At 72.6% G+C, this 15,730-nt stretch carries 13 protein-coding genes; 4 read left to right on the forward strand and 9 right to left on the reverse strand.

Annotation, left to right across the window (positions count from 1 at the left end; all coding sequences use genetic code 11):
- Window positions 1-180: 180 nt before the first annotated feature.
- Both AB0958_RS37595 and AB0958_RS37600 read left to right on the forward strand, forming a co-directional pair.
- A complete protein-coding gene (locus AB0958_RS37595; RefSeq protein WP_366894980.1) occupies window positions 181-870 on the forward strand; it encodes a beta-glucanase in 690 nt (229 codons plus the stop codon).
- An 86-nt stretch (window positions 871-956) separates the two neighbouring features.
- On the forward strand, window positions 957-1,829 hold the full coding sequence (locus AB0958_RS37600) for a polysaccharide deacetylase family protein (RefSeq protein ID WP_366894981.1): 873 nt from the start codon (window positions 957-959) through the stop codon (window positions 1,827-1,829).
- A 21-nt stretch (window positions 1,830-1,850) separates the two neighbouring features.
- On the opposite strand, the gene AB0958_RS37605 is transcribed toward AB0958_RS37600, so the two are convergent.
- Both AB0958_RS37605 and AB0958_RS37610 read right to left on the reverse strand, forming a co-directional pair.
- Complete coding sequence (locus AB0958_RS37605) at window positions 1,851-2,711, reverse strand: endo alpha-1,4 polygalactosaminidase (RefSeq protein WP_366894982.1); 861 nt, start codon at window positions 2,709-2,711, stop codon at window positions 1,851-1,853.
- Window positions 2,712-3,071: 360 nt separating this feature from the next.
- The gene (locus AB0958_RS37610; protein WP_366894983.1) at window positions 3,072-3,758 is read right to left on the reverse strand and encodes a phospholipid scramblase-related protein; all 687 of its coding nucleotides are present in this window, start codon (window positions 3,756-3,758) and stop codon (window positions 3,072-3,074) included.
- Between the two features lie 407 nt (window positions 3,759-4,165).
- Between AB0958_RS37610 and AB0958_RS37615 the strand changes: the two genes are divergently transcribed.
- Window positions 4,166-8,125, forward strand: coding sequence for a Pls/PosA family non-ribosomal peptide synthetase (locus AB0958_RS37615; protein WP_366894984.1), 3,960 nt, complete (start codon window positions 4,166-4,168; stop codon window positions 8,123-8,125).
- A complete protein-coding gene (locus tag AB0958_RS37620; RefSeq protein ID WP_366894986.1) occupies window positions 8,122-9,531 on the forward strand; it encodes a M1 family metallopeptidase in 1,410 nt (469 codons plus the stop codon). The genes AB0958_RS37615 and AB0958_RS37620 overlap by 4 nt, the downstream gene beginning before the upstream one ends.
- A gap of 55 nt (window positions 9,532-9,586) precedes the next feature.
- Here the strand turns inward: AB0958_RS37620 and AB0958_RS37625 are convergent, their stop codons facing one another.
- From AB0958_RS37625 to ccrA, 7 genes are all read right to left on the reverse strand, one after another.
- Window positions 9,587-9,760 (reverse strand): hypothetical protein, encoded by a 174-nt coding sequence (locus AB0958_RS37625; RefSeq protein WP_366894987.1) that lies wholly within the window; start codon window positions 9,758-9,760, stop codon window positions 9,587-9,589.
- 157 nt (window positions 9,761-9,917) lie between these two features.
- A complete protein-coding gene (locus tag AB0958_RS37630; protein ID WP_366894988.1) occupies window positions 9,918-10,184 on the reverse strand; it encodes a hypothetical protein in 267 nt (88 codons plus the stop codon).
- A gap of 137 nt (window positions 10,185-10,321) precedes the next feature.
- Window positions 10,322-11,707 (reverse strand): protein kinase, encoded by a 1,386-nt coding sequence (locus AB0958_RS37635; RefSeq protein WP_366894989.1) that lies wholly within the window; start codon window positions 11,705-11,707, stop codon window positions 10,322-10,324.
- A 178-nt stretch (window positions 11,708-11,885) separates the two neighbouring features.
- Window positions 11,886-12,671: an alpha/beta fold hydrolase gene (locus AB0958_RS37640; protein ID WP_366894990.1), complete on the reverse strand. Its 786-nt coding sequence runs from the start codon at window positions 12,669-12,671 to the stop codon at window positions 11,886-11,888.
- Window positions 12,668-13,543 carry a 3-hydroxybutyryl-CoA dehydrogenase gene (locus tag AB0958_RS37645; protein WP_366894991.1) on the reverse strand — a complete coding sequence of 292 codons (876 nt, stop codon included), beginning with the start codon at window positions 13,541-13,543 and terminating at the stop codon, window positions 12,668-12,670. The genes AB0958_RS37640 and AB0958_RS37645 overlap by 4 nt, the downstream gene beginning before the upstream one ends.
- Window positions 13,540-14,568 (reverse strand): ketoacyl-ACP synthase III, encoded by a 1,029-nt coding sequence (locus AB0958_RS37650; protein ID WP_366894992.1) that lies wholly within the window; start codon window positions 14,566-14,568, stop codon window positions 13,540-13,542. Before AB0958_RS37650 ends, AB0958_RS37645 begins: the two co-directional genes overlap by 4 nt.
- 29 nt (window positions 14,569-14,597) lie before the next feature.
- Window positions 14,598-15,730 (reverse strand): crotonyl-CoA carboxylase/reductase (gene ccrA / locus AB0958_RS37655; RefSeq protein WP_366894993.1); only part of this gene is annotated, 1,133 nt, incomplete at its 5' end.

Consider the following 15,730-nt stretch of genomic DNA (forward strand, 5'->3'; position numbering starts at 1 on the left):
CGCCGTGCCGTTCGAGTGGGCCGTTCACTCGTCGGACGGCCGTTCGACGGGACGCGGCGTGTGCGTCACCCACACGCTCGACAGGCGCTTCGGTTCCCGTTGCCGCCGCATGGGCGACGGCAGCACCGGAAAGCCATCGGGCATGTCGCCGCCGTCCCCGGCCGCCGAGGGAGCACGCACGTGAGCGATGTCGTCTTCACCGCAGACTTCACCTCCGAACACCAGTGGATCGCCGGGCACTCCTGGGCCTATCCCGACGGTGGCCCCACCAACCCGGATGACGACAAGCTGGACTATCTCACCGCGGATCCCGCCTACTCCCGCACCGGTACCTTCCGGGCCACCCGGAGGGCGGACGGCTGGTGGAACACCGGGCTGCTCACCACCGAGGGGAGCACCGAAGGCTTCGCGGTCCGCACCGGGGACCAACTCCGGGCCGACGTGCGCCTGCCCACCGGCGTGGGAGCCTGGCCCGCCATCTGGACATGGCGGGACGGCGGCAACGAGGTCGACGTCTTCGAGTACCACCCCGACCACCCCGACCTGCTGGAACTCACCAACCACGTACGCCAGGGGAACAGCTACGTCACCCATCCCGCGGTACGGCCCGGCGGCACCGTCGCCCTGGGCGTGACCTTCGGCCGCCGCAACGTCGTGTGGACACTCAACGGCGCACAGGTGTTCGCCGACGGAAGGGGGGTCGGGGCCGGCTGGCACGCCTACCTGATCGTCAACCTCTCCGTGTCCGCCGGTCGTTACCACCCGCGCCCCGATCCCACGACCACCGAGCTGTCCTTCCAGGTCGAGAACCTGGTGGTACGCCGCCCTGCCCCTCCGTACGCGGACCCGGCACCACAGCGACTGGCGTAATCACACCTCACCCTTGATCCCTTTTTAGTGTCGTCGGGTTACCTTTCGGCGAGTCAGGGATCGATGCCAGTTGAGGGACGGACACGGTGAAGCAGCGCAGGAGCCGGGGCAGGTTGTACCGGTCGGTGACGGGGACGGTCGCAGTGGCCCTGGCGGTCGGCGGCTGCGGCGCGGGCGGTGGGAAGGGCCACGCCGGCGGCGGTGCCTCCCGGCCCGCCGCGTCGGACGGCACCACCAGGAGCGCGCCCGGCCGTTCCGACACCGCGGCGGCCTGGCGCAAGTGGGGCCTGGCGCCGCTGCCCGCAGCCCCGCGACCGCCGGTCGACAAGCCGGTGCGGCTCTCGGCCACCGGAACCGTCCCCGTCTTCACCCACATACCGACCGCGCAGAAGGTCGTCTTCATCACCGTGGACGACGGGCAGGAGAAGGATCCCGAGTTCATCCGGATGATGCGGGACCTGAGGGTCCCGATCACGATGTTCCTGATGAACGACGCGGTCAAATCCGACTACGGCTACTTCAAACCGTTGCAGGCGCTGGGCGACCACATCCAGAACCACACCCTGCATCACCCGGTCATGAGCTCCCTCCCCCTGGCCCGCCAGAAGGAAGAGGTGTGCGGTGACCAGAAGATCCTCACGAAGGAGTACGGCACCGCGCCCCTGCTCTTCCGCCCGCCCTACGGCGCGTACAACACCGACACCAGGGTCGCGGCCGGGGAGTGCGGACCCCGCGCGATCGTGTGGTGGCGGGAGTCCATGCAGATCCGCAACATGCAGTACCAGTCGGCGGACAAGAAGCTGCGCCCCGGGGACATCATCCTGGCCCACTTCCGCGGACCGTCCGAACTCAAGGGCACGACGATGACGCACATGTTCGCCAACCTGCTCCGGCGCATCCATGAGCAGGGCTTCGCCGTAGCGCGCCTGGAGGACTACATCCAGCCGCCGGCCGGTTGAGCCTCCCGGCCGGGACCGCCGTCAGTAGCTGTCGCAGGTCTCGCGCAGGTAGCCGTCGTGGCCGGCCGGGGTGACGTCGAGGTCACGCCGGACGACACTGATCCGGTCGCCCCAGCCCGCGCAGGCCTTCCTCATGCCCTTCTCCGTGTACTCGACGACGATGACGTGGTCGCCGAACGCGTCGACGTAGGACCCGCATTCGTCGTACTGCCCGCATTCCTCCACCACCGCGAAGTCGAGACCGACCCGTTTGCGGTCCTTGGCGAGTTCGAGGGTGTTCTTCTGGGCGATGGCGAGGTGCCGGGCGTGCGCGTGGCGGGCGAGCAGGGTCTGGAACGCCTCCGCATCGGCTGCGGTCAGCAGGCCGTGCGGGGCGCGGGTGTAGCTGTCGTAGTTGTCCGGCTCGACGGCGTCGAATCCCTTGTCGGCGCACTCGTCGATCCAGCCGTCCACCTTCTCCGCGATCCGCGCGCGCTTGCCCGGGGTGCCGATGTCGAGCATCGCCTCGCCCCAGTCCTCGTCCATGACGACCTTCCCGGAGCCGTCCCGCAACAGCAGGTCGGCGTCCCACTCCTGCTGCGCGTCGGGCTGCGCCTGGAACGCGTTGACGTAGCAGATGTTGTACAGGCCCGCGGCGGGCGACGCCGTGTGGTCGCGGGAGACCACGGAGACGCCCTTCGGCGGGGTGTAGGCGCCGCCGAGCTGGTAGTCGACTCCGGCGTGGACGGGTGGTGCGGAGAATTTCGCCGTGGGGGTTTGCGCGGTGGTGCCCGTGTCGGTGGCGGGGGTGCCGGAGCAGCCGGCCATGAGGAAGGCCACGGCCAGGAAGGCGGCGGCGAGGGGGGCGGTGGCAGGGCGTGAGTCTGCCCGGGAGCTGCGCATGACGGTCTGCCTCTGGAGGAGAGAGCATGCCCCGCCTCGGACGCGCGTGGTCCTGGCGACTGGGGCCGGGCTGACGGCCCGGAGGCCCGTGTTACCGGCTGGGAATGCCACGGCTGCGCGGACCGCGACGGCTGGGCGGTCCGACACCGTGACGATATCAAAGCCGTGGCAACCGGCCTGTGCCGCGTCCGGCCGCCGGTCACGGTGATCGCGGGGGCGGTGGGTCGCTGGGCGTTGCCCAGGAGGTTCCCGGAGTGAAAACTTCGGGCCGAAGGCTTGTGCGGCCGGAGCCTTCACGGTCGGGGCAGTTTCTGCTGCCCCGACGGGGCCGTCCGCGCCACGGCCGGGCGTGGTCCGGTGTCAGCCGAGTCCGCGGGCGTCCTGCTTCAGAGCCGTGTCGACCGTCAGCGCGGTGGCGACGACCAGGCTCCGCAGGGGGTCGGGGAGTTCCTGGTGGATCTGGAGGACGTAGTTGTCCGCCGTGGTGAACATGGTCTTGGCGAGGCCCTCCCAGGTCTTGGTGATCCGGGCCACCTCGGTCCCCGCCTGGTCGACGACGGCGAAGTTCCAGGCGCGCCAGTTCTCTCCCTTGATGGCGCCGATCTGCCGGCCGCCGGCGTTGATGGCGAAGTCGATCTTTCCGAAGACGTTCTGCTGGACCAGCTCGCCCAGCACCTCTCCGTCCGGACGGGCCACGATCACCCGCGACTTGAATATCTTCGCGGGACGGGTCAGGTGCAGGACCGGCTGCCCCTGGGCGTCACGGATCTCCAGCCGGTGAGTGAAGTACTGGTCCCAGTCGCTGATGAAGCGCACGACCTTGCGCAGGGCGCTCTGCCCGACCTCGACCACGGAGCCGAGCTGGTTGCCCTGCTGGTCCATGACCTTGTACTCGTTGGTCAGTTCTATGAGTTTCGCCTTCTGGTTCACGACCAGCACCGGTTCGGTGAAGAGGGTGCCGCCGCCGGGACCGCTGGAGGTGATCCCGGCCTGCTGCCGCACCTGGCGACTGACCTTCGGGTCAGGTGTGTTCGATTGTGTGGTCACTGCGGCACGCTATCCCTCCCGGACCAGCCTCCGGTCGGCCGCGTACCGTCTCGTTGCGACACCGTGACGCATCGCGGGCCCTCGGCTTCAGCGGCTGGGGGGTTGAAAAAACGTTTCCGCGATGGTGCGCAAAGACGGATTCCCCACTAGGCGCCGCCGGCCCCTTTCGTCGAACAGCAGCTCGCGTCGTGAAATGAACCATTCTCTCGCCCATTTCTTCCCGAACTCGAAAAGAGCGCGCGGAACGTGAATGAATCGGCTCGTCAAGGTCTACGACTCGTCATTTTCACCCCATGAGAAAGCACGCAATCAATTGCCCGGAGTTGGCGAACGCCGCGCCGCACACAGCCCTCTGACAGCCTGTAATGGGCTTGCCGCCCGCTGTACAGGAAGCAAGAGGCACGACCTTGACATCGACCGCACTCGATACCCCGGCGCCGTCCCCGGAACCTCCTGGTGATCGGGCCCTCTTCCGCTCCTCCCCGGCCGCGTCACCCCGAACCCTCGTCGACGTCCTGCGGGCCACGGCCGCCCTGCACCCGGACGCACCCGCCCTGGACACCGGCGCGGAGGTGCTGTCGTACCTCGACCTGTGCGCCGAGATCCACCGCCGCGGTCGGCACCTCACCGACCAGGGAATCGGCCCCGGCGACCGGGTCGGCATCCGGATGCCGTCGGGCGGTGCCGAGCTGTACCTGTCGATCCTCGCCGTGCTGTGCTGCGGCGCGGCCTACGTCCCGGTCGACGCCGACGATCCCGAGGAGCGCGCCGCCACGGTGTTCCGCGAGGCCGGCGTGTGCCACGTGATGGGGCCGCACCCGTCGCCCGCCGGCCTCGTGCCGCCGTCCGGTGCGGTGGCCGGAACCGTGCCCTCTCCCGGCGACGACGCGTGGATCATCTTCACGTCCGGCTCGACCGGCGCGCCGAAGGGAGTGGCCGTCACCCACCGTTCCGCCGCCGCCTTCGTGGACGCCGAGGCCGCGTTGTTCCTGCGGGACCGTCCGCTCGGCCCCGGCGACCGGGTACTGGCGGGACTGTCCGTCGCCTTCGACGCCTCCTGCGAGGAGATGTGGCTGGCATGGCGTTCCGGTGCCTGCCTGGTGCCGGCCGAACGCGCCCTCGTCAGGGCCGGTCACGAGCTGGGTCCCTGGCTCGCGAGGCGCGGGATCACCGTCGTCTCCACCGTCCCCACCCTGCTGGCCATGTGGCCGCAAGAGGCCCTGGCCCAGGTGCGGTTGCTGATCCTCGGCGGCGAGGCGTGCCCTCCCGGCCTGGTCGAACGGTTCGCCGGCCCCGGACGGGAGATGTGGAACACCTACGGTCCCACGGAGACCACCGTCGTGGCCTGCGCCGCCCCGCTGGCACCCGGACAGCCCGTACGCATCGGACTGCCGCTGGCCGGCTGGGAGTTGGCGGTGGTCGACGAGACCGGGCAACCGGTGGCCCACGGCGAGCAGGGCGAACTGGTCATCGCCGGCGCCGGAACCGCGCGCTACCTCGACCCCGTCAAGGACGCGGAACGGTTCCGGGCCTGCCCGGCGCTGGACGCGCCACGCGCCTACCGCTCCGGCGACCTCGTGCGCGCCGACGCCGAGGGACTGGTCTTCCTCGGGCGCATCGACGACCAGATCAAGCTCGGCGGCCGCCGTGTCGAACTCGGCGAGATCGACGCGGCCCTCCTTGCCCTGCCGGGCGTGCGCGGGGCGGCCGCGGCCGTGCGGTCGACGGCGGCCGGTGCCCAGGTGCTGGTCGGTTACGTCCTCCCCCAGCAGGCCCCCGACGGTGGCTCCGCCTTCGAGGCCGCCAAGGCCAGGGCGCTGCTGACCGAACGGCTGCCCGCACCCCTCGTACCGGTCCTGGCCGAGGTGCCGGCCCTGCCCACGCGTGCGTCCGGCAAGGTCGACCGCGAGGCGCTGCCCTGGCCGGTGGCCCTGGCCGACGCCGACCGCGGCGACACCGCGCACCTGCTGCACGGCACGGCCGCGCGGCTGGCGGACGTATGGGAGCAACTGCTGGGCCTGCGGCCCGGCCCCGACAGCCATTTCGTGGAACTCGGCGGCAACAGCCTGACCGCCGCCCGGATGGCCTCGATGCTGCGCGAGGACCATCCGGGTCTGTCCGTCGCCGACCTCTACCGGCACCCGGTGCTGCGGCACATGGCCGACCACCTCGACTCGCTCGCCGGGTCCGTGCGGGAGGTACGCCCCGTCCGGCCGGTACCCCGGCGGACCGCTGCCGTCCAGTTCGTCGTCACCCAGGCCGGCTACGGGATCACCGCGCTGCGCGGCCTGGTCGGCCTGGCGGCGGCGGACAACGTGCTCGGCTGGGTCGCCCCGCACCGCTGGGCCCCGCACACGCCGTGGTGGCTGGTCCTGGTGGGCTGGGCGGTGCTGTCCAGCGCGCCGTTGCGCTGCCTGATCGGCGCGGGTCTCGCCCGGGCGCTGGCCGGCTCGCTCACTCCGGGAGAACATCCGCGCGGCGGGCGTGTCCACCTGCGGCTGTGGACCGCGGAACGGGCGGTGGCCGCGTTCGGTGTCCCCGCCCTGCTCGGCACCCCGTGGGCCGTGCTGTACGCCCGGGTCCTCGGCTGCCGTGCCGGTCGCGACGTGCAGCTGCACGCCATGCCCCCGGTGACGGGCCTGGCCGACCTGGGCGACGGATGCAGCGTCGAGCCCGGGGCGGACCTCGCGGGGTGGTGGCTGGACGGCGACACACTGCACCTCGGCACCGTCACCGTCGGCGCGGGCGCCCGGGTGGGCCACCGCAGCACACTGCTGCCGGGCGCCGTGGTGGGACGCGGCGCGGAACTCGCCGCGGGCGGCTGCCTCGACGGCCGGATCCCCGACGGCCAGGTATGGACCGGTTCCCCGGCCCGGCCGGCCGGGCCCGCGCAGCGCCTCGCCGGCGCCGGCCGGCCCGAACGGCCCGCGGACCGCTCGCGCTCCTGGCAGGCGGCCTACGCGCTCTCCCTCGGCCTGCTGCCCCTTCTGTCGCTGCTCGCGGCGGCCCCGGCGCTGTTCGTCGCCTGGCTGCTGGTGCGTGACACGCCGACGCTGCCGGGCGCGGCATGGCATCTGCTCGCCGCCGCGCCGCTGTTCACGGTCCTGACCACGGTGTGCGGGATGCTGGTCACCGCGGTCACCGTCCGTCTGCTGAGCCGCTCGATCAGGCCCGGTCTGCACCGCGCGGACGGGGGCGTGGCCTGGCGGGCGTGGCTGGTGACCCGGCTGCTCGACGGTGCCCGCGGCAGCCTGTTCCCGCTCTACGCGAGTCTGGCCACGCCGTACTGGCTGCGGCTGCTCGGCGCGCGCGTCGGCCGCGGCACCGAGATCTCCACCGTGCTGCCGCTGCCGTCCCTGCTCCGCGTGGACGACGGGGCCTTCCTGGCCGACGACACACTCGTCGCACCGTTCGAACTGCGCGACGGATGGCTCCGGTTGGGAAGCGTGCGCATCGGGGCGCGGGCGTTCGTGGGGAACTCCGGCATCGTCGCGCCCGGCCTCGACGTCCCCGACCGGACACTGGTGGGGGTGCTGTCCGACGCGCCGGCCGGCGGCGGGCCGGGCATGTCCTGGATCGGCCGGCCGGTGATGCCGCTGCCGCGCGTACCCGACAGCACCGACCCCGCGCGGACGTTCGCCCCGCCCCGGCGGCTGGTGGCGGCGCGCGCGGCCGTGGAGCTGTGCCGGCTGCTGCCGATGATCCTGAGCACGCTCCTCGCGGAGTGCCTGTTCCTCGGGGCGCAGGAGGCCCTGGACCGCGGCGGGCTTCCGCTGGCCGCGCTGGTCGGCGCTCCCCTGCTCCTTGCCGGGGCGGTCGTGGCCTGCCTCGTGACGACCGGCGCCAAGTGGCTGCTCGTGGGGCGCTTCCGGGCGGTCGAGCGGCCTCTGTGGTCGTCGTTCGTGTGGCGCAACGAATTGTTCGACACGTTCGTGGAGACGCTGGCCGTGCCCTGGGGGGCGGGTGCGCACCTCGGCACGCCCGCGCTGAACTGGTGGCTGCGCACGCTGGGCGCGCGCGTCGGCCGCGGGGTGTGGTGCGAGACGTACTGGTTGCCGGAGACCGATCTGGTCAGCCTTGGCGACGGGGCCAGCGTCAACCGCGGCTGCGTCCTGCAGACCCATCTGTTCCACGACCGGATCATGCGGATGGACGCCGTGCGCCTGGGCGCCGGGTCCTCGCTCGGCCCGCACAGCATCGCCCTGCCCGGCACTACGATCGGTGCCGGCGTGTCCGTCGGCGCGGCCTCCCTCGTGATGCGCGGTGAGACGGTGCCCGACGGTACGCGCTGGGCGGGCAACCCCATCGCCGGTGTCCCCGCGACCGGCACCGGGGACCGCCTCGGCGAGGAAGGGGAAGCGGCATGACGTGGTGCAGCCGCCGTGCGCTGCTGCGCGGCGCGGCGCTCGCTCCCCTGGCGGTGACGGCCATGGACAGCCTGCCGCGCGGGGCCGAACGCTACTTCGCCAGCCACGGCACCCACGACCACCGCACTCTCGCCTACGACCTGCGTCTGACGTACGACCCGGCCGCCGCCACGCTGGACGGCCGGGCGCACATCCGCGCGGTGGCCGAACGGACGCTGCGCCAGGTCCACCTCGACCTCGCGGGGCTGAACGTGCACGACGCCCTGGTCGACGGGATTCCCACGAGGCCGTACCGCAAGGGGCGCAAGCTGGTCCTGCCCACGCCGCGGCCGATCAGGGCGGGCACGCCGTTCGCCCTGGAGATCGGCTACGACGGCCGGCCGGGCCCGGTGCGCACCCCGTTCGGCCCGATCGGCTGGGACCGCACCGGCGACCCGCACGGCGGCACGCTGGTCGCCGCGCAGCCGCTCGGCGCCGCGTCGTGGTTCCCGTGCAACGACCGGCCGGACGACAAGGCCGAGTTCACCTTCCGGGTGACCGTGCCGCGCGGCCACCAGGTGATCGCCAACGGCGCGCTCGTGGAGCGCGCCGGCACGGGTCCGAGCGAGTGCTGGACGTACCACCACCCCGGTCCCATGGCCCCCTATCTCGCCGCGGTGTACACCGGCCGCTTCGCCCACCGGACCTGGCAGGCCCGTGACACCGCGACCGGCCGCCCGGTCACCGGCCGCGACGCGTACCCGGCCCGCATCGCCGGGCGGGCCGGGTACGACCTGGCCCGTCAGCCCGAGATGATGGAGACCTTCACCGGCTGGTTCGGTCCGTATCCGTTCGAGACGTACGGCGCGGTCGTGGTGGACGCCGATCTGGACGAGCCCGTGGAGAACCAGACGGCGTCCGTCTTCGGCCGCAACCACGTCGACGGCGACCGGACGTGGGAGACGCTCGTCGCCCACGAACTCGTCCACCAGTGGTACGGGAACAGCGTGAGCCTGCGGGACTGGCGGGACATCTGGCTCAACGAGGGCTTCGCCACCTACGGGGAGTGGCTGTGGTCGGAGCACATCGGCGAGGACTCCGCCGACGCCGTCGCCAGGGCGGCCTGGCACTCCATGGCCAGGAGAAACGACGACCTGCGGATCGCCGACCCCGGACCGGACCGCATGTTCGACGACCGCGTCTACAACCGGGGCGCGTGCACCCTGCACGCGCTGCGCCTGGCGGCGGGCGACGAGCGGTTCTTCGCCATGCTGCGCGGCTGGCACCACGCCCACCGCGGCGAGAGCGTGGACACCGCGACCTTCGTCGCCCACGCCGCACGCGCCGTGCCCGGGACAGCGGAACCACTGCTGCGTTCCTGGCTCTACGACACCCGCCTCCCGCCGCTGCCACCCGCAGCGGCCTGACACGTGTGCCGCAGGGCACGGAGGGAGCCCCGTGCCGACCGGGTTCGCACGACGGTCAACGGGGCCTGACGTCGTGCGTGGCGGTCGCGTAGGGCAGGCGGAAGTCCACGGCCCGGCTGACCTCCCGCCAGGTCGCCTCCGCCGTCCTGCGCGCATCGGCGGCCACATCACCCCGTTCGCGTATGAGCCGTTCGTAGATCGGAGCGTCGCTCTGTGCCGCTGCACTCACCGTACTGGTCCCTTTCCTGCTGACGACACCCGCTTGGCCTCCAGGCCGCAGGCGAGGGCCGAGTCTATGGGGCCCGTTGCGTCAGCATCGCCCGGTTCCGCCAGGCGGGACGCGACGTGGAGCCGGCCGGGTGACGGCGGCTGTCCCCGCCGGTACTTCAGCGAGGTGCGATCCTGCTTCCGGTGTGGGCGGCCAGGGATGCGAGGAGGGTGTCCTGGAAGTTCTCGTCGTGGACCGCCCGGTGCGGCTCGCGGGGGCGCCGATGGTGCCAGTACCGCCCGCTGACCAGGATCTGCGGGTCGTCGGCCGTGGCCGGCGAAGGGCCCCAGCGCGTTGGCCTGTTGTGCAACGTCGCGCACCTGGGCCAGGTCGCCCACCTCGGCCCGTGCTCCCCGGTCGAGCCGGTGACGAGGGTGCCGGGCATGCGGTCCCTCCTGTGGCGGCCCTGCCGACGAACCCGGGGTCGCACGGCGGGGTCCGGGACCTGATCCTGGGCCTCGTTGATCCGCGCGGCCCGGACCAGTTCGCTCTCGGGCACGGCTGTCGGCGCCTGTGGGCCTTTCACCTGGCGTGCGCCGCCTTCCTGCCGTGGTGGTTCTTCCGCGTCTGACCCGGTGGGTCAGCGTGTGCGGGCCCCTTGCCCTTGCCGACCGTGTCGGCCGTGGTCTGTTCGACGGCGTCAGGAGGAGGGGCGGCTTCACGGGTGGTGGGCCCGGCGGAGTCGGAGGACGGGCGCGCGCCGGGGATCCGGACGGAGTCGTCCGCCGGGTGGGCGGCGGGGGTGGGACCGTGGGAGAGCCGCGTCGCCCCGTCGTGCGGGGCGGCGCTGTCGTGGGACGCGGACGGGGTGGCGGGATCGGTGACCGACGGGGCCGCCTCACTGGCGGCATCGCGCTGGGAGAATCCGTCGCTGACGACGAGGCCGACGGCGGCGAGGGCGGCCAGTGCGGCCGCCGACCCTCGTACGCGCAGGCGGCCGCGCGCGAACAGGGGCCGGGAGGACAGCCGGGGCGGCCCGTCCGGGACGCTCGGGCCGGGGGATGCTCCCGCGGCGGGTGACACGGCGCGGTGTGTGCGGTCGGTGTGGTCCGCGGCTGTCCGCGGCACGGCGCCGGCCGCGGGCCGGGAAGCGGATGCGGCAGGAGTCGCTCCCGAAGCGGCGAGACGGGTGAGGGCCTGGGCGCAGTCGCGTGCCGTGGGCCGGGTCCCCTGGTCGATGGCGGTCATGTCGCGCAGCAGGGCGGCGAAGGCTTCGGGCAGGAAGTCGGGCAGCACCGGCCGGCGGTGCAGGCGCGCTATCGCGGACTCCAGGGGACCGCCGTCGTATTCGAGACGGCCGGTGAGGCATTCGAGGAGGACCAGACCGAGAGCGAAGACATCGGCGGGACGGCCCACGCGTTGCCCCAGCACCTGCTCGGGGGACAGATAGGCCGCCGTGCCGATCAGGGTGGCGGTGGCCGTGCGGGTGGTCGCGTCCAGCAGGCGGGAGATCCCGAAGTCCGTCAGGTGGGGCCGGCCGGAGGCGTCGAGGATGATGTTGGACGGTTTGACGTCCCGGTGGACGATCTCCTTCTCGTGGGCGTGCGCCAGCGCGTCGCCCAGGTGCGCCCCGAGCGCGGCGGTGGTCTCCCACGGGAGGGGGCCCTCGGCTATCCGGGTTTTCAGGGTGGGGCCGTCGATCAGCTGCATGACGAGGTAGGCCTCGCCGTCCTGGGATCCGGCGTCGTAGGCGGTCACCAGACCTGGATGCTGGAGCCGGGCCAGGATCACCGCCTCGCTGCGGAAGTCCTCCTCGGTGTCGAAGCCGGTACCGGCGCGGAAGACCTTCACCGCCACGGCCCGGCGCAGCCGAAGGTCCTCTCCGCGGTGGACGTTCGCGGATCCGCCCGAGCCGATCAGCGCGTCCAGACGGTAACGGCCCCCCAGGACTCTGGCGAAGCCTCGCATGGCCCGGGGACCCCGTACCTCGCCCACTGTCACCTCGATCGCCCCATTCCGCGCACCGGCACCCGCCGGACGCCCGCCGCCTGCGGGCCGTGGCACGCAGGTACCCAGCCAGCGGCCGCTTGCACAACGACAAGCGTTTTCACCCGGCCCGCGTGTGAGAGGGCGATCCGCGGAGCCGTCAGGGCGGGGTGGTCAGAGACCGGCCGGCCGTCAGGGCGGTGGTGATCGTCGTGGCCACCTCGGCCGCGTGCGCGGTGAGGTAGAAGTGGCCGCCCGGGAAGGTGACCACGTCGAAGGCGGCTGTGGTGTGGTGCTGCCAGGCCCGGGCCTCGTCCACGGTGACCTTCGGGTCGGCGTCGCCGGTGAGGACGGTGATCGGGCAGTCGAGGAGGGGGTCCGGGGCCGAGCGGTGGTTCTCCACGATGCGGTAGTCGGCGCGTATGGCCGGCAGCACCATCCGGACGAGTTCCTCGTCGGCGAAGACCCGGGAGTCGGTCCCGCTCAGCGCGCGCACCTCGCGCAGCAGTGCCTCGTCGTCGAGGAGGTGGGCCTGTTCGGGCCGGTGCCGGGAGGGCGCCCGGCGGCCGGAGGCGAACAGCGCGGCCGGCGGCCGGCCGGCCCGCTGGAGGCCTCGGGCCACCTCGTAGCCGAGTGCCGCGCCGAGGCTGTGCCCGAAGACGGCGAGGGGCCGGTCGGTGAAGGGCAGCAGTGCTGCCACCACCTGCTCGGACAGTGCGTCCAGGCTCGGTGGAAAGGGTTCGTGGCGGCGGTCCTGGCGACCCGGGTACTGGACGGCGAGCATGTCCAGGTCGTCGCCCAGCAGTTCGGGCAGCGCGGCGAAGAAGGTGGCGGAACCGCCCGCGTGCGGGAGGCAGACCAGGCGGGTGGGGGCGTCGGGGCGGGGCCGGAAGCGGCGGACCCACAGGCTGGTGCCGGACGGGTCACCGCCGGTGGCGGTGCTCATGAGGCGGCTCGCCCGGTGTCGTACCGGTGGAAGCCGTGACCCGTCTTGCGGCCGAGGCGGCCCTCGGTGATGAGCCGGTCCAGCAGGGGTGGTACGGCGTGCCGGGTGTCCCCCGTGCCGTCCGTCATGGTGCGGGCCACGTCGGCGATGACGTCCAGCCCGATCAGGTCCAGGACGGCGAGGGGTCCCATGGGGTGGCCACAGCCCAGGGTCATGCCGCGGTCGATGTCCTCGGCCGTGGCGATGCCCGCCTCGCACATGCGGACGGCGGCCATCAGGTAAGGAATGAGGAGCGCGTTGACGACGAAGCCGCAGCGGTCCTGAGCACGCACGATCTGCTTGCCGAGTGCCCCGGTGACCAGTGCTTCCGCGTGCTCGGCGGTGGTGTCGGCGGTGTGCGGGGACCGGATCACCTCGACCAGCGGCATGGTCGGGACGGGGTTGAAGAAGTGCAGACCGATCACGGCTCCGGGCCGGTCGGTGGCTTCGGCGAGGTCGGCGATGGACAGTGAGGAGGTGGTGGAGGCGAGGACCGCCGCCGGGTCCTCGACGGTCTGGGCGAGGGTCGTGAACAGCCGCAGCTTGGTCTCCCGGTCCTCGGGCACCGCCTCGACCACGGCCTGCCGGTCGGCGAGGGCGTCCGGGTCGGTGCCGAAGGCCACCCGGCCTTCGGCTTCGGCACGCTGTCCGTCGTCGATACGGCCCTTCGCGTGGGCCCGGTCGAGCAGGCCGAGGACGCGGGTGCGGGCGCGGCCGGCGGAGGCCTGCCCGGTGGCGAGGACCCGGACGTCGAGGCCGGCGCGCAGGCACTCGGCGGTGATCCCGGCGCCCATGGTGCCGCAGCCGACGACGCCGATCCGGTGGGCGCTCATGCCGCGCTCCGGGTGGTGGACGCCGACCAGCGCAACAGCCCGGCGGCGACCGCCATTCCGGCGCCGAACCCGGCGAGCAGTACGAGATCGCCGGGGCGCAGGGCGCCGGAGCGGTTGGCCTCGTCGAGGGCGATGGCGACGGAGGCGCTGCCGGTGTTGCCGCTGTGGTCCAGCGGCAGATGGGTGGCGGCACCGGTCAGTCCGCAGGCGTCGACGAGTTCGCCGACCATCATGCCGTTGGCCTGGTGGGGCACGAAGTGGTCGACGTCGGCCGCCTTGTGGTCGCAGCGTTCCAGCAGGGCGTCGATGACACCGGGGACGTTGTCCATGACGTAGTCGTGGACCTCCCGGCCGCGCATGTGCAGGACGTGCCCGCGGTCGGCGAGGGTGGCGGCGGAGGCGGGACGGCGGCTGCCGCCCCCGGGGATCTCGATCAGTTCGTGGGCGGCGCCGCCCCCGACCATGTCGAGGTCCAGGAAGCCGGAGCCGTCGTCGACGGCGGCGACCACGGCGGCTCCGGCGCCGTCCCCGAAGAGGACGCTGGTGGCGCGGTCGTCGAAGTCGATGAACCGGGAGTAGACGTCGGTGCCGATGACCAGGGCCCTCGCGGCCGGCCGCAGCGTGATCAGGGCGCGCGCCAGCGCCAGTGAGGTGACGAAGCCGGAGCAGGCGATGTTGACGTCGAAGCAGCCGGCGCGGTGGGCGCCGAGCGCGTGCTGGACGAGGGTGGCGGTGGCCGGGATCGGGGCGTCGCCGGTGGTGGTGGAGACGATGAGGTAGTCGACGTCGGCCGCGTCGAGACCGGCGGCGTCGAGTGCGGTGCCGGCGGCGCGCACGGCGAGGTCGGAGGCCGCCTCGTCGGGGGCGGCGAAACGACGCGAGACGATCTTCGTCTTGCGTTCGATCCACTCCTCGCTGGTGCCGGGCACCATGCGGACGATGTCGGCGTTGGTGACCACCCGGGCGGGCAGGTAGGAACCGGTCGCGAGGATGCCTATGCCGCCGGACGGCGTGTCCGCTGTCATGTGCGTTCCCTTCGGGTCGGTCTGCGGGGTCAGCCCGTGGCGGCGGCGGTGAACCCGCGCAGCGGGGCCAGGAGCTCCTCGCCGATGCGGGCGCGCAGTTCGGGCGCGGTGACGCCGAGGCCGGGCGCGGGGGCGAGGCAGAGGACGCCGACCTTGCCGATGTGCTGGTTGAGCTGTACGAGCCGGGTGGCCTCGGCGACCTCGGCCAGCGGGTACACCGTGGACACCACCGGCGCGATGCGGCCCTGCTCGAACAGGCGGGCGCACTCGGTCATCTCCTGGAGGTTGGCGATGTGACTGCCGATGATCCGCTTGAGTTTCATCCACAGGTAGCGGTTGTCGAAGGTGTGCTGGTAGCCCGTGCTGGAACCGCAGGTGACGACCGCTCCGCCGCGCCGTACGACGAACACGGAGATCCCGAAGGTGGCGCGGCCGACGTGCTCGAAGGCGATGTGCGGGTCCTCCCCGACCTCGCGGCGGATGATCGCGCCGAGCCGCTTGCCGGCCCTGACGGCGAGTTCGGCGTCCTCGCCGGAGTCGTCACCGATGCCGATCTCCTCGCGGTTGATCACCACTTGGCAGCCCAGTTTGCGGGCGATGGCCTCCTTGGCCTCGGAGCCCACCACTCCTACGGCGATCCCCCCGCCGTTGCGCACCAGTTGGGCCGCGTAGGCGCCGAGGCCGCCGGAGGCGCCCCAGATCAGCACGATGTCACCCTGCTTCATCCGGGCGCCGCGGTCGCTGACCAGCATGCGGTAGGCGGTGCCGCCGCAGACCGGGATGCTGGCGGCCTCCTCCCAGCTCAGGTGCGGCGGTTTGGGCACGAGTTGGCTGGCGCGGGCGACGGCGTACTGGGCGAGGCCGCCGTAGTTGGTCTCGAAACCCCAGGCGAGCTGGGCCTCGCTGAGCATGCCGTCGGTCTGGGTGGCCGGTTCCTGGTCGTCGACGTGGGCGGGGCTGACGATGACATGGTCGCCGATCCGCCAGCGCCGCACGCCCGTGCCGACCCGTACCACCACGCCGGAACCGTCGGAGCCGAGGACGTGGAAGGGCTGGTCGTGCCGGGCGGCCCAGCCGCCCTGACGGGCGTAGGAGCGCAGGAAGCGGAAGGTGGAGAGGGGTTCGAACTTCGCCGACCAGACGGTGTTGTAGTTGACGGAGC

Origin of the sequence: Streptomyces sp. NPDC006655 (genome assembly GCF_040703965.1) — a bacterium.
Lineage (GTDB): Bacteria > Actinomycetota > Actinomycetes > Streptomycetales > Streptomycetaceae > Streptomyces.

Excerpts from the sequence above, each read along its gene's own strand:
- AB0958_RS37605 (WP_366894982.1), bottom strand. The coding sequence starts at position 2,711 with ATGCGCAGCTCCCGGGCAGACTCACGCCCTGCCACCGCCCCCCTCGCC.
- AB0958_RS37620 (WP_366894986.1), top strand. The coding sequence starts at position 8,122 with ATGACGTGGTGCAGCCGCCGTGCGCTGCTGCGCGGCGCGGCGCTCGCT.
- AB0958_RS37630 (WP_366894988.1), bottom strand. The coding sequence starts at position 10,184 with ATGCCCGGCACCCTCGTCACCGGCTCGACCGGGGAGCACGGGCCGAGG.
- AB0958_RS37635 (WP_366894989.1), bottom strand. The coding sequence starts at position 11,707 with ATGCGAGGCTTCGCCAGAGTCCTGGGGGGCCGTTACCGTCTGGACGCG.
- AB0958_RS37640 (WP_366894990.1), bottom strand. The coding sequence starts at position 12,671 with ATGAGCACCGCCACCGGCGGTGACCCGTCCGGCACCAGCCTGTGGGTC.
- AB0958_RS37645 (WP_366894991.1), bottom strand. The coding sequence starts at position 13,543 with ATGAGCGCCCACCGGATCGGCGTCGTCGGCTGCGGCACCATGGGCGCC.
- AB0958_RS37650 (WP_366894992.1), bottom strand. The coding sequence starts at position 14,568 with ATGACAGCGGACACGCCGTCCGGCGGCATAGGCATCCTCGCGACCGGT.